Genomic DNA, 13,598 nt, shown 5'->3' with positions numbered 1-13,598 from the left:
CCAGCGCCTGCGTGCAGGCAACCGCAATCGGACCTTCTATAGGAACCTCGACTGGCGGGCGCGCCTGCCGGCATATGCTGCACTGCAGCGTGCCCTGTTCACTTATGATTGCGATATTCATATGCGAACAGCCCGGCCCCACCGGCTGCTGGATGTCCCCGATGTCGCATCACCGCTGTGCCGATCACGTTCGCCCCCTTGCCGCCCGCGCCCTGCGCACCCGGTGGCCGGCATGAATGTGCCGCGCCAGCGTGTGGGCAGCACCGCAGTGCAGTTGTCGGCACTGGGCTTTGGCGCGGCGCCGATCGGCAATCTGTACAGCGCGGTCGACGAGGGCGACGCGCTGGCCGCGGTGACGGGCGCGTTCGAGGCCGGCATCCGCCATTTCGATACCGCGCCCTACTACGGCTACGGGCTGAGCGAGGCGCGCCTGGGCCGTGGGCTGGCCGGCGTGCCGCGCGCGGACTACACGCTGTCGACCAAGGTGGGCCGCTGCGTCTATGACGACGCAACGGCGGTTGCCGGGCGCGACGGCTTTGCGGTGGCCGGCCGGCGCGCCGAGTTCGACTACAGCGCCAATGGCGTGCGGCGCGCGTTCGCCTCCAGCCTGGAACGCCTGGGCACCGACTACATCGATGTGCTGTTGCTGCACGACATCGGTGCGCTGACCCACGGCGACAACCATGCCAACGTGCTGCGCCAGGCCTTGGAGGAGGCCTTGCCGGCGATGGCGGAGCTGAAGGCGGCCGGTGCATGCGGAGCGATCGGGCTGGGCGTCAACGAGCAGGACGTGGCACTGGAGGTGCTGCCACGGTTTCCGCTCGACTGCGTAATGCTGGCCGGCCGCTACACCCTGCTGGAACAGCACGGCGCACGCGCGCTGCTCGACCAGGCGCAGCAACGCAACGTGGCGATCCTGTCGGCAGGCCCATACAGCTCGGGCCTGCTGAGCGACGCGCGCGGCCCCGGCGCCACCTACAACTACGCCCCGGTGGATGCGGCCACGCTGGACCATGCGCAGCGTCTGTACGCCGCCTGCGCCGCGTTCGGCGTGGATATCGGTGCGGCCGCGCTGCAGTTCCCGCTGGCGCATCCGGCGGTGATCACGGTGGTGGCAGGCATGCGCAGCGTGGCCGAAGTGCAGTCGGCCAGTGCGCGCCTGCAAGCGACGGTGCCGGCCGCGCTGTGGCAGCGGCTGCGCGACGACGGCCTGCTCGACGCGGCGTTGCCCACGCCATGAGCCGGGTCGATGCGCACCTGCATTTCTGGCACCTGGGCCGTGGCGATTACGACTGGCTCACGCCGGAGCTGAGCGCGCTGTACCGCGACTTCGGTCCGGACGATGTGAGCGCCGCGCTGGATGCGGCCGATGTCGACAGCGTGGTGGTGATGCAGGCCGCCGCCACCGAGGCGGAAACCTGCTACCTGTTCGAGCTGGCGCGCGACACCCCGCGCATCGCCGGCGTGGTGGGCTGGGTGGATTTTGCCGCGCCCGATGCACCTGCGCGGATCGGCGCATTGGTGCGCGCCGGCGGTGGCCTGCTCAAGGGCCTGCGCCCGATGGTGCAGGACATTGCCGATGTGCAGTGGCTGGCCAGCCCCGCGCTGGATGCTGCCTTCGATGCATTGATCGCGCACGACCTGGCATTCGATGCCTTGATCCGCGCCGCGCACGTGCCCGCGTTGCAGGCGCGCCTGCAGCGTCATCCCGGCCTGCGCGTGGTCGTCGACCATGGCGGCAAACCGGCGATTGCCGCGGGCGAATTCGTTGCCTGGGCCGCCGGCATCGCGGCGCTGGCGCAGCATCCCGGCGTGCACTGCAAACTCTCCGGCCTGCTCACCGAAGCGGCGCGCGGTGCCACCGCGCAGACGCTCGAGCCCTATGTGGCGCATCTGTTCGCACGCTTCGGCGCGCAACGTGTGCTGTGGGGTAGCGACTGGCCGGTGCTGACCCAGCGCGCGGACTACGCACAGTGGCTGCAGATCGCACAGCAGCTGGTACAGCAGTACGCCGACGGCCACGCCGCGGCGGTGTTCGGCGACAACGCACGCACGTTCTATCGTCTGCCACGGCCGGCGGCCCCCACCCACGGAACCTTATCGGTATGACAGTCTCCATTCCCACGACGTCCAACACCCGCCTGCAGGGCAAGCGTTGCCTGATCACCGCCGCCGGCGCCGGCATCGGCCGCGAAAGCGCGCTGGCCTGCGCACGCGCCGGTGCGCACGTGATCGCTACCGACATCGACGCCGCCGCGCTGCAGGCGCTGGCCGCCGAATCCGACGCCATCACCACCCAGTTGCTGGATGTCACCGACGCGGCGGCGATCACTGCGCTGGTGGCCGCGCACGGCCCGTTCGATGTGTTGTTCAACTGCGCCGGCTACGTGCACCAGGGCAGCATTCTGGACTGCGACGAGCCGGCCTGGCGCCGTTCGTTCTCGATCAATGTCGATGCGATGTACTACACCTGCAAGGCGGTGCTGCCGGGCATGCTCGAGCGCGCCCGCGGCAGCATCATCAACATGTCCTCGGTGGCTTCCAGCATCAAGGGCGTGCCGAACCGCTTCGTCTACGGCGTGACCAAGGCCGCGGTGATCGGCTTGAGCAAGGCGATCGCCGCCGATTACGTGGCCCAGGGCGTGCGCTGCAATGCGATCTGCCCGGGCACCATCAAGACGCCGTCGCTGGGCCAGCGCGTGCAAGCGCTCGGCGGCGACGAGCAGGCGGTGTGGAAGAGCTTCACCGACCGCCAGCCGATGGGCCGCCTGGGCGACCCGCGCGAGATCGCGCAGCTGGTGGTGTACCTGGCCTCGGACGAATCGTCATTCACCACCGGCCAGACCCACATCATCGACGGCGGCTGGTCCAACTGAGCGCGGCAACGCATCAAGGTGGCGCTCACCACAGCGTGGACGCGGCCAGTGCCAGATACGGTCTGTATCGCGCGTCCGCCCTGATTTGAGCACCCCGTCCTTACCCACCCGATGCACGCGCGCTAGGTTTGCTAGCCGCTCCATTCCTCATCTGCAAAGGAAGACTGCATGAAACTCGTACGCGTAGGCGCCCCCGGCCAGGAACGTCCCGGCCTGATCGACAGCGACGGCAAGCTCCGCGACCTGAGCGGCGTGATCAGCGACGTGGCCGGTGAGCACATCACCAACGCCGGTCTGGACACGTTGCGCGCGCTGGATGTCGCATCGCTGCCGCTGATCGAAGGCGAGCAGCGCTACGGCGCGGCGGTTGGCCAGATCGGCAAGTTCATCTGCGTTGGCCTGAACTACGCCGACCACGCCGCCGAATCGGGCATGGAAGTGCCCAAGATGCCGATTCTTTTCATGAAGGCCACCACCGCGGTGTGCGGCCCCAACGACACCGTGATCATCCCGCGCGGCTCGGTGAAGAGCGACTGGGAAGTGGAACTGGGCGTGGTGATCGGCGATGTGGCGCGCGATGTGTCGGTGGACGAGGCGCTAAACCACGTGGCCGGCTATGCGGTGATCAACGATCTGTCCGAGCGCGAATTCCAGCTCGAACACGGCGGCCAGTGGGTCAAGGGCAAGAGCGCCGACACCTTCGGCCCGATCGGCCCGTGGCTGGTGACGCGCGATGAGATCGCCGACCCGCAGAACCTGTCGATGTGGCTGGAGGTCAACGGCCACCGCTACCAGAACGGCAGCACCCGCACGATGGTGTTCGGCGTGGCCGAACTGGTCAGCCATATCAGCCGCTACATGACACTGATGCCGGGCGATGTGATCAGTACCGGCACCCCGCCGGGCGTGGGCCTGGGCCAGAAGCCGCCGGTGTATCTCAAGCCGGGCGACGTGATGGAGCTGGAGATCGAAGGCCTGGGTCGCCAGCGTCAGCCGGTGGTGGCGCATCCGCGTGATGCTGTTTGAAGCTGCCTAACTCCCTTCCCGGGATGCTGGTCCCCCGGGAGCGAGCTTGCAGTCAAGACAGGTAATGATGCATCCGCGCGATGCAACCTAAGCCCCTCTCCCCGCGGGAGAGGGGTTGGGGTGAGGGTACGTAGCGACGTATCCAAGCAGTCGTCGCACTGTGTCTTTGTTGTTAGGCCTGACATGTCGATGCGTCATGCGCAAATTTTTATATGCGGGGTGCGAGGGCGTTGAACTTCCAAGCGTCGCAGCGCGTCGATACCGACGCGCAGTGAGTCAGGAAGTTGATTTAGAGCGGCTAACAAAACGTAGCGAGCAGTCGTCAGGTGGGTGCGGACGGCGCGGAGGAACCGGAATGTACGTGGGTACATGAGGATTCCGAGCACCGGCCGCGCCCGCCTGGCGGCTGCGCAGTAGTTTTGATAGCTGCTCTTACTGATCTGCGTTGCAAGCGCATGGTCATTGCAGCGCTTCAATATCTCCGGCGCTTTGCGTCCGTACCCTCACCCCTCTCCCGAGGAGAGAGGGTCAAGCGCACCGCTTCGCTCACGTTTTTTCAACCCATTTTCCTATTCCCGTTTCCATCGCCAGGACTTCCATGAGCACCATCATCGCCCTCGAGACCCACGACGTCCGCTTCCCCACCTCGCGCGAGCTCGATGGGTCGGACGCGATGAATCCCGATCCGGATTACTCGGCCGCCTATGTGGTGCTGCGCACCGACGGCGCGGAAGACCTGGCCGGTTACGGCCTGGTGTTCACCATCGGCCGCGGCAACGACGTGCAGACCGCCGCCGTGGCCGCATTGGCCGAGCACGTGGTTGGCCTATCGGTGGACGAGGTGATCGCGGACCTGGGCGCGTTCGCACGCCGCCTCACCAACGACTCGCAGCTGCGCTGGCTGGGCCCGGAAAAGGGCGTGATGCACATGGCGATCGGCGCGGTGATCAACGCCGCCTGGGATCTGGCCGCGCGCGCGGCGAAAAAGCCGCTGTGGCGCTTCATTGCCGAGCTCACGCCCGAGCAGCTGGTGGACACCATCGACTTCCGCTACCTCAGCGACGCCCTCACCCGCGACGAAGCGCTGGCCCTCCTGCGCGATGCACAACCGCAGCGTGCAGCACGCATCGCCACGCTGATCGAACAGGGCTATCCGGCCTACACCACCTCGCCCGGCTGGCTCGGCTATTCGGATGAAAAGCTGGTGCGCCTGGCCAAGGAAGCGGTGGCCGACGGCTTCCGCACCATCAAGCTCAAGGTCGGCGCCAACGTGCAGGACGATATCCGCCGCTGTCGCCTGGCGCGCGCCGCGATCGGCCCGGACATCGCAATGGCGGTAGACGCCAACCAGCGCTGGGACGTGGGCCCGGCCATCGACTGGATGCGCCAGCTGGCCGAATTCGACATCGCCTGGATCGAAGAACCCACCAGCCCGGACGACGTGCTGGGCCATGCCGCCATTCGCCAGGGCATCACCCCGGTGCCGGTCTCCACCGGCGAGCACACCCAGAACCGGGTGGTGTTCAAGCAGCTGCTGCAGGCCGGCGCGGTAGACCTGATCCAGATCGATGCCGCACGCGTGGGCGGCGTCAACGAAAACCTCGCCATCCTGCTGCTGGCCGCCAAGTTTGGCGTGCGCGTGTTCCCGCACGCCGGCGGCGTGGGCCTGTGCGAACTGGTGCAGCACCTGGCGATGGCCGACTTCGTCGCGATCACCGGCAAGATGGAAGACCGCGCCATCGAATTCGTCGACCACCTGCACCAGCACTTCCTGGACCCGGTACGCATCCAGCACGGCCGCTATCTTGCCCCAGAGGTGCCCGGTTTCTCGGCAGAAATGCACCCCGCCTCGATCGCAGAATTCAGCTACCCCGACGGCCGCTTCTGGGTCGAAGACCTGGCAGCCAGCAAGGCGAAGTCATAAGCAGCGTCAACGCACCGCGTGCTGCAGCAGTGCGCGGTGCAAAACGGCTTCATGAGCGACGGGCAGTTTTCGCTGAGCCTGATTGCGACTGAAGCCGTTTCTCGTTGGTTTGCAGTGGACCAGGGCGTGACCGAGCGGTGCACTGACAAACACAGCTAGGCGATGCGGGGCGCTGCGCCATGCCTACACAGTGTGCAGGTGTGGAGTCACTCACCTCCAACGAGCGACGAGCGGCGACAACGCGCTGCATTCCACAACAGCTCCACGCCGATCGGCTGCCCAAGAGGCGTGGCTGGTACTGCGACCGCCACAGCAAGAAACGCATTTTCGGTACGCAACGTCAGCACCGAAGCAACAAGGCAACACGACAACACGACAACACGGCAACAAGTCCAAGACAGGCCAGGCCAGGCACATCGCGTAAGCGTCACCGCGCAACGTGACCGCCTTCTTCGCGCTTTTCTTCAGCGCCTTGGCAAACCGGGTCGGGAAACTGACGTTGATGTACAGACCTTCTGGCACCCGGTATCGCTTACCCATCCACGCTTCCGGCGAGCGACGCGACCGCGTACCAGCAACCGGCGAGAACCTACTGCCCTCGCCTAATACCTGAGCCGCCGGTATTGCTTGGCTATTGTTGCTTTGGCACTGCTGCAATGCTTGCTGCACCGACTTTTTTCTTCGACCGTGGCTCCGAATGTTGCGCTGACTCTCGCTCTCACTGGCTTTGGCTGTTGCTCTTGCTCTTGCTCTTGCTCTTGCTCTTGCTCTTGCTCTGTCATTCGCTTCCAGGGCCCCATACCGCAGCGGCAAGGCCGGCAGATACAACCCGCAGGGCGGCGCGCATGGATGCGCGACGTTTTTGTAAGGGACATGGATGTCCCTTACAAAAATTTCTGCCGGCCTTGCGCACCCGTCGCGCGCAGCGCGTCGGGCGCGAGGACGGGGTGTGCTTTCTTTTGGTTACTTTTCTTTGCACAAGCAAAGAAAAGTGACTCGCGCCCGACAGGGCGTGAAAGCTCCTGAACTTGCGGAACGCAACTCATCGCAGGAAATCCGGAGAAAGCGGAAATTATCCACACCGTTCAGGGCGAAATTATTATCAGAGCAAGCGCCAAATGCCGAGGCCTACGCAAACGTACGTTGGACTAAAAGGCCCAAACTCCAGACCAAAAATCTGCAAAAAGCTTAAGCAACAGTACTCAACCCTGCTGCACACTCACCGCCTCACTCAACGCAAAAATCCGCCCAGCCTCCCGCCACTTCTCCCCAGGCGCACTCCCAGGCAAGGCCTTCTGAAACCGCCACATCAGCGCCTCCCATGCCTGGATGCGCGGATCCCCCGCATCACGCGCCGCCTTGGCCGCCGGATCGTAGTCCTCACCGACCGTCATCAACATCACCAACCGGTCACCGCTGCGAAAGATCTCCAGCTCCGCAATCCCGGCCTGCTGCAACGACGCCACCACCTCCGGCCACACCTCGCTCGGCCGATGCCAACGCTCGTACTGCGCAATCAACGCCGCATCGTCGTGCAGATCCAGCACATAGCACAGCCGCTGCATGCTCATGCCCCCGCCACGACAGGCGCTACGCGACGGGCACGCAACGCGAACAGCAGGATCACGCCGAAGCACACACCGGGCACCACCATCGCCCAATGGATGCCGGCCATGTCCGACACCGCACCCATGAGCGCAGTGAGCAAGGCGCCACCAATGATGGCCATCACCAGCAACGAAGACCCCAGCTTGCGTGCGTCATCGTGCATGCCATCCAGGCCCAGCGCGAAGATGGTCGGGAACATCACCGACATGAACACGCTGGCCGCAACCAGCGCATACAGGCCAGTCCAGCCGGGCAACGCGATCGCGACTGCACACAGCAGCAGATTGATCGTGGCAAAGCTGGCCAGCAACTTGGCCGCCGCCAGATAGCGCAGCAGCGCGGTGCCGATAAAGCGCCCGGCCATGAACAGCACCAGCGAGATGGTCAGATAGGTGGCTGCGCTTTTTTCCGGCGTGCCCGGCACCGCATCCTGCAGGTAGCGGATCAAATAACTCCAGATGCCGACCTGCGCGCCCACGTAGAAGAACTGCGCCACCACCGAAAACACGAACAGCCGGTTACGCAGCAATTCGCCGAACTTGGCACGCTTGGGGGCCGCCGCGCCCACGCCGGCATCGCCGGTCGGGAAGCGCACCAGCGCGATCAGGATCGCCCACAGCACCACCACCACGCCGATGATCAGATAGGGCATCTGCACGGCTGAGGATTCGGTGGCGAAGAAGGCCTCGCGCGCGGCCGGCGCCATTGCCGCCAGCTCGGCTGGGGTGTGCTCCACGCCGGAGAAAATGAAATGCTGGCCCACCAGCACGCCGGTGATCGAGCCCAGCGGATTGAAGGCCTGCGCAAGATTGAGCCGACGCGCCGCGCCATCGGCCGGGCCCAGTACGGTGACCAACGGATTGGCGGTGGTTTCCAGAAACGCCAGGCCGCTGGCGATCACGAACAACGCCAGCAGAAACAGCCAGTAGGTGTGCACCTGCGCGGCCGGATAGAACAGGAACGCGCCGCAGGCATACAGCAGCAGGCCCAGCACTACCGCGGCCTTGTAGCTGTAGCGGCGCATGAACATCGCCGCCGGCATCGCGAACACGAAATAGCCTAGGTAGAAGGCGCTCTGCACCAGCCCTGCCTGCAGGTCGGACAGCTCGAAGGCCTTCTTGAACTGCTTGATCAGGATGTCGTTGAGGTTGTTCGCCATGCCCCATAGAAAAAACAGGCTGACGATCAACAACAGGGGCACCACGGCGGTACGCGCCAGGTTGCCGCGCGGTGACGCGGCGGTATCGCTGTAATGCATGCGACCTCTCCCCTCCCAAGGCTGTGGCGCTTGCGCAGATTGTGCAGGCGAGCGTACTGCGCGCCGCAGTGGCATGCAAATATAAAAACTTTGTTTATATTTGCACCGAACGGCGTTGGCGGGCCTCCAGCCGATGCCTGTACCCTGACGCGCTGCATCGTGCCTGGAGTTGCAAACGGATGAGCATCGAACCCGCCAAGTACCGTGCCCCCGCCCTGGACAAGGGCCTGGACATCCTGGAGCTGCTGGCGCGCCAGGCGCAGCCCATGAGCATGGGCGCGATCTCGCAGGGCATCGGCCGCTCGCGCGGGGAGATCTTCCGCATGCTGCAGGTGCTGGAAGAGCGCGGCTACCTCACCCGCGATGGCGAAGGCGACTACGTGCTGACCAACCGGTTGTTCATGCTCGGCATGCAGCAGCCGCAGGTGCAGACCATTACCGACGCCGCGTTGCCGGTGATGCGCCGGCTGGCCGATGCGATCTTCCAGCCCTGTCATTTGGTGGCGCCGTCCGGCGACCAGATCGTGGTGATCGCGCAGATGGACGTGCCCAGTGACCTGGGCCTGGTGGTGCGGCCCGGGCATCGCCGCCCGCTCGCCCATTCCACCTCGGGCCTGGTGCTGTTCGCCTTTCAGCAGCCGGAAGTGCAGACCCGCTGGCTGGAGCAGCTGGACGCCAGCGACGTGCCCTACGACCGCGCGCAGTTCCTGCGCGATGCCGAGCAGACCCGCCAGGCAGGCTACGCGATGCACGCCAGCGAGGCGGTGGTGGGCGTGGTGGACCTCACCGCACCGATCCTGCAGCGCGGCAGTGCCACCTACACGCTCACCGTGCCCTTCATCGAACGCCGCCCGGAGCTGGTCGGCCCGCAGGCCGCATTGAGCGCACTGCGTGCGGCAACCGCCGAGATCTCGGCCGGGCTGCACTGACACACCGTTGTTGCGCGGCTGCGGAGATGGCTGCATACGCCTGATGCACCGCGCCGCGGAGGCGGGCCTATACTCGGCGCGATCGGCACAGCGGGGTGACATGTCCAGCATCAGTTTCGGGATGTGGAGCACCAGCCTGCTGCTTGGCAGCGCGCACGGCGTGATCGGCGCGGGCCTGCTGCTATGGGCGCCGCGCAACCGCATTGCCAACCGCTGTCTGGCCGCACTGCTGCTGGTGGTGGTGGCGCTGATCACGCCCTATACGCTCGGCTACGCCGGTGCCTACGACGCCTATCCCGACCTGACCTACGCCCCCTTGTTTTGGGAGCTGGCGATTGGCCCGCTGGTCTGGCTCTATGTGCGCCAGTTGGCGCGCGCGCATCTGCCACGCCGGTGGGCGCTGCACTTGCTGCCGGCACTGCTGCAGGGCGGCTACTACGCCTGGCTGTTCACCTGGCCGCTGCAGCGCAAATGGGCCTGGGACGCCGCCGTGCAGCGGCCCTGGATCGCGCCGCTGCAGGACGCGCTGGTGCTGCTCTCGCTCGGCGTGTATCTGCTGATGGCCTGGCGCGAGTATCTGAGCTATCAGCGCTGGCTGGAACATCACAGCGGCGCGCGCGAGGAACTACGCCTGCCGTGGCTGCGTGGCTTCCTGCTGGCGGCCAGCGCGCTGCTGCTGTTGCGGCTCGGCTTCACGGTCAGCGACCGCTGGTGGCAACGGCTGTCGTACTTCGACGAATTTCCACGCTACCTGACCACCGTGGCAGTGGTTTATTACCTGGGCCTGGAAGGCTGGCGCCATGCGCGGGCCCGGTATCCGCGCCGCGATCTTCTGCTGAGCGGCGGTGCGCCGGCCGATGCGCCGGCGCGTGCAGCGTCCGCGCCAGCCGCCGTTCCGCTGCCGGAGCACGCCAGCGCCCCGGCGGGGCTGGCAGCGGTCAGCGCAGCCCAGGAAAAAGACTGGCACGCGTTTGGCGCGCGCATTGCGGCCGAGGTCGATGCACATGGCTGGTGGCGCGAGCCGGACCTGAGCCTGCCGGAACTGGCGCGGCGCATGGGCACCAACAGCAACTACCTCTCGCGCGGCCTCAACGAGGGGCTGGAGCAGACCTTCAGCGGGTTTATCAACGGGCTGCGGATTGCCGAGGCGCAGCGTCTGCTTGCCGGCGACCAGGACATCCTCACCATCGCACTGGCGGTCGGCTTCGGCTCCAAGGCCAGCTTCAACCGCCTGTTCCGCGCCAGCGTGCAGTGCACGCCCAGCGACTACCGCCGTTCGCAACGTCCCATCGCCTGAAAATCAACGCGCAATTGGGCCGTTGAGTCGTCTGGTGCAGCAGCGATCAGCAGGCTGGGGGCTCCCTATCAAGGAGTCGCCATGTCCCGTCGCCTTCGCCTGTTGTTGGTCGTGGCACTGCTGAGCTGGCAGCCGGCTGGCGCCACCATTGCAGCCCCTGCGCCACCGGTGCGCAGTGATAGCGTCCTGCCCGGCCCCGCCCTGCTTGCCGACATCGCGGTGCTGGAGCAGGCGTACGGTGCGCTGCATCCTGGGCTGTATCGGTATTCCAGCGAGCAGGCGGTGGCGCAACGCTTTGCAGCGCTGCGCGCCGAACTCGGCCAGGGCGCCACACTCGCCCAGGCCTATCTGGCGATCTCCCGCCTGACCGCCAGCGTGCGCTGCGGCCACAGCTTCCCCAACTTCCTCAATCAACCCGAGGCGATCCAGCACGCGTTGTTCGACCACGACCGCCATCTGCCGTTCTACTTCCGCTGGCTGGACGGGCGCATGGTCATCAGCCGCAACGGCTCGAACCAGCGGTCGCTGGTCCCCGGCACCGAGGTGCTGGCGATCGACGGCGTGCACGCCGCGCAGATCCTGTCGGCCCTGATGGGCGTGGCACGCGCGGACGGCAGCAACGATGCCAAGCGCATCGCGCAGATGGAAGTGCAGGGCTTCGCGCGCATCGAGGCGTTCGATGCCTACCTGCCGCTGCTGTTTCCGCAGATCAGCGCCGAACCGCTGCTGCGTGTGCGCGGGCCTGGGGGTGGCGCAGTGCGCACGCTGCGGGTGCACAGCCTGACGGCAGCGCAACGGCAGGCGATGGCGCCGATCCAACCGCGCGACAGCACCGCGCCGGCATGGCGCCTGGAGATGCCAAACGCACAGCTGGCGATCCTGCGCATGCCCGATTGGGCCTTGTACGACAGCCAGTGGGACTGGCGCGGATTTCTGGCGCAGAGTTTTTCCACCCTGGCCGCGCGCAAGGTCCCCGCGCTGGTGATCGACCTGCGTGGTAACGAAGGCGGGCTTGATGTGGGCAGCGTGCTGCAGGGGTACCTGTCCGCGCGTGCGCTCGGTGTGCCGCCGATGCGCAAGCGGGTGCGCTACCGCCGCCTGCCCGCGTCGCTGGCGCCATTCGTCACCACCTGGGACGCTTCCTTTCGCGATTGGGGCGCGCGCGCGGTTGAAGACGCTGACGATGCACGCTTCTACACACTGCATGACGCGGCCAGCGACGGTGCATCTATCGAGACGTCAACGCAGAGCGCGCCGCGCGCGCCGTATTTTGCCGGCAAGGTGTTCGTGCTGATCGGCGCCGAGAACAGCTCGGCCACGTTCGAATTCGCCCAACGCGTGCAAGCCAATGGGCTGGCCACGCTGGTCGGGCAACCCACCGGTGGCAATCTGCGTGGCATCAATGGCAGCGCGTTCTTCTTCGTGCAGCTGCCCAACTCGCACATCGAAGTGGACCTGCCGCTGGTAGGCCAGTTCCCCGTGACCGCACAACCGGATCGCGGCGTGCTGCCCGACATCGCCGTGCGGCCAAGCGCTGCGGATCTGCAGCACGGTATTGATGCGGAAATGGCGGCGGTCACCACGTTGCCGCCCGGTGCGTGAGCCGGGTGAGTCGCCTTCCGCAGTGCGGCTACATAGCTTCGGCTATAAAGATCAGACCGACCTTCGCGTGCAGGCAAAACGCGCTGATCCGTGGCGCACATTGGTACACTGCGCGCCCCCTTGGGGAGTAGCCTGCTTCCAGTCGATGGAAGCGCCCGCATCAACATACTCGGCCGTTGCGCCGTGGTGCGGGCAACCACTCTTGGTTTGGCGAGACCAGCGGCATGCGTGCACAACGATGGTTGGGCGCGGGCGCATGCCGTTGTGATCGTGCCCAACCCGAGGTTGTCGATGTCTCCGCTCTCTATCGTGTTACTTGGTTTTGCGATGTCCACCGACGCGTTTGCCGCGGCCATCGGCAAGGGCGCGGCGATGCGGCGGCCGCGCTGGCGCGATGCCGTGCGTGCCGGGCTGGTGTTCGGCTGCATCGAAGCGATCACCCCGGTGATCGGCTGGATGCTCGGACGCGCGGCCTCCGATTACCTCGCCGCCTTCGATCACTGGATCGCCTTCGGCCTGCTCGGCGCGCTGGGTGCGCACATGATCTTGGCCGGGCTGCGCAACGAGTCCGAAGTGGATGAGGCACTGCGCGATACGCCCAAGCGCTATGGCTTGCTGGCACTGGCCGCCACCGGCTTTGCCACCAGCATCGATGCGATGGCGGTGGGCGTGAGCCTGGCGTTTCTGGATGTGCACATCGGCGTGGTGGCGGCCGTGGTCGGGCTGTGCACGTTGAGCATGGTCACCGCCGGCGTGATGCTCGGCCGTGCACTGGGCGCGCTGATCGGCAAGCGCGCGGAGATCCTGGGCGGCGTGATCCTGATCCTCATCGGCAGCACCATCCTGTACGAACACCTCAGCGGCGCGGCGTAAGCAGCGTGGTTGCCGTGTAGGAGCGCGCTTGCGCGCGATGGAGCGTTATCGGTAATGCCGCGTTCTCAGTAAAGCTTCATCGCGCGCAAGCGCGCTCCTACCGAGTTGGGTGTTCTGCAAGCAGCGCGATCGCGTCAGGCCGCCGCGTATCAACGCATCATGTCGTGATACGCACTTAAGACGTGCACACGTCGAGATCAGCCGA

At 66.0% G+C, this 13,598-nt stretch carries 11 protein-coding genes, 1 other RNA gene and 1 riboswitch; of the genes, 9 read left to right on the top strand and 3 right to left on the bottom strand.

Annotated features, from left to right (window positions below):
- Positions 1-232 precede the first annotated feature (232 nt).
- The 4 genes from QRM60_RS17020 (at position 233) to QRM60_RS17005 (ending at position 3,902) form a co-directional block, all read left to right on the top strand.
- Positions 233-1,240: an aldo/keto reductase gene (locus tag QRM60_RS17020; RefSeq protein ID WP_274298877.1), complete on the top strand. Its 1,008-nt coding sequence runs from the start codon at positions 233-235 to the stop codon at positions 1,238-1,240.
- The gene (locus QRM60_RS17015; protein WP_161962904.1) at positions 1,237-2,109 is read left to right on the top strand and encodes an amidohydrolase family protein; all 873 of its coding nucleotides are present in this window, start codon (positions 1,237-1,239) and stop codon (positions 2,107-2,109) included. The genes QRM60_RS17020 and QRM60_RS17015 overlap by 4 nt, the downstream gene beginning before the upstream one ends.
- Positions 2,106-2,876, top strand: coding sequence for an SDR family oxidoreductase (locus QRM60_RS17010; RefSeq protein ID WP_285446681.1), 771 nt, complete (start codon positions 2,106-2,108; stop codon positions 2,874-2,876). The genes QRM60_RS17015 and QRM60_RS17010 overlap by 4 nt, the downstream gene beginning before the upstream one ends.
- 168 nt (positions 2,877-3,044) lie before the next feature.
- Positions 3,045-3,902: a fumarylacetoacetate hydrolase family protein gene (locus tag QRM60_RS17005; protein ID WP_042595873.1), complete on the top strand. Its 858-nt coding sequence runs from the start codon at positions 3,045-3,047 to the stop codon at positions 3,900-3,902.
- A gap of 296 nt (positions 3,903-4,198) precedes the next feature.
- Here the strand turns inward: QRM60_RS17005 and QRM60_RS17000 are convergent.
- Positions 4,199-4,273, bottom strand: a non-coding RNA gene (locus tag QRM60_RS17000) — sX9 sRNA.
- A gap of 227 nt (positions 4,274-4,500) precedes the next feature.
- Here QRM60_RS17000 and QRM60_RS16995 point away from each other — a divergent pair.
- On the top strand, positions 4,501-5,826 hold the full coding sequence (locus tag QRM60_RS16995) for an L-fuconate dehydratase (protein WP_115557258.1): 1,326 nt from the start codon (positions 4,501-4,503) through the stop codon (positions 5,824-5,826).
- Positions 5,827-7,028: 1,202 nt separating this feature from the next.
- On the opposite strand, the gene QRM60_RS16990 is transcribed toward QRM60_RS16995, so the two are convergent.
- Positions 7,029-7,397: an L-fucose mutarotase gene (locus tag QRM60_RS16990; protein WP_014506093.1), complete on the bottom strand. Its 369-nt coding sequence runs from the start codon at positions 7,395-7,397 to the stop codon at positions 7,029-7,031.
- Positions 7,394-8,692 (bottom strand): L-fucose:H+ symporter permease, encoded by a 1,299-nt coding sequence (fucP, locus tag QRM60_RS16985; RefSeq protein WP_285446680.1) that lies wholly within the window; start codon positions 8,690-8,692, stop codon positions 7,394-7,396. The genes QRM60_RS16990 and fucP overlap by 4 nt, the downstream gene beginning before the upstream one ends.
- Positions 8,693-8,871: 179 nt before the next feature.
- On the opposite strand from fucP, the gene QRM60_RS16980 reads away from it, so the two are divergent.
- From QRM60_RS16980 to QRM60_RS16965, 4 genes are all read left to right on the top strand, one after another.
- Positions 8,872-9,621, top strand: a complete 750-nt coding sequence (locus QRM60_RS16980; protein WP_103701739.1) for an IclR family transcriptional regulator — start codon at positions 8,872-8,874, stop codon at positions 9,619-9,621.
- Between the two features lie 121 nt (positions 9,622-9,742).
- On the top strand, positions 9,743-10,918 hold the full coding sequence (locus tag QRM60_RS16975) for an AraC family transcriptional regulator (RefSeq protein ID WP_285446739.1): 1,176 nt from the start codon (positions 9,743-9,745) through the stop codon (positions 10,916-10,918).
- A gap of 81 nt (positions 10,919-10,999) precedes the next feature.
- Positions 11,000-12,520: a S41 family peptidase gene (locus tag QRM60_RS16970; RefSeq protein ID WP_285446679.1), complete on the top strand. Its 1,521-nt coding sequence runs from the start codon at positions 11,000-11,002 to the stop codon at positions 12,518-12,520.
- A gap of 115 nt (positions 12,521-12,635) precedes the next feature.
- Positions 12,636-12,807: riboswitch (yybP-ykoY riboswitch) on the top strand.
- Between the two features lie 4 nt (positions 12,808-12,811).
- A complete protein-coding gene (locus QRM60_RS16965) occupies positions 12,812-13,393 on the top strand; it encodes a manganese efflux pump MntP family protein (RefSeq protein WP_225041044.1) in 582 nt (193 codons plus the stop codon).
- Positions 13,394-13,598: the final 205 nt, after the last annotated feature.

It is taken from the genome of Xanthomonas sp. fls2-241-TYG-148 (genome assembly GCF_030208815.1).
Lineage (GTDB): Bacteria > Pseudomonadota > Gammaproteobacteria > Xanthomonadales > Xanthomonadaceae > Xanthomonas > Xanthomonas campestris.
Note: the sequence above shows the minus strand (reverse complement) of the source record. Positions and strands in the feature narration are given on the sequence as shown.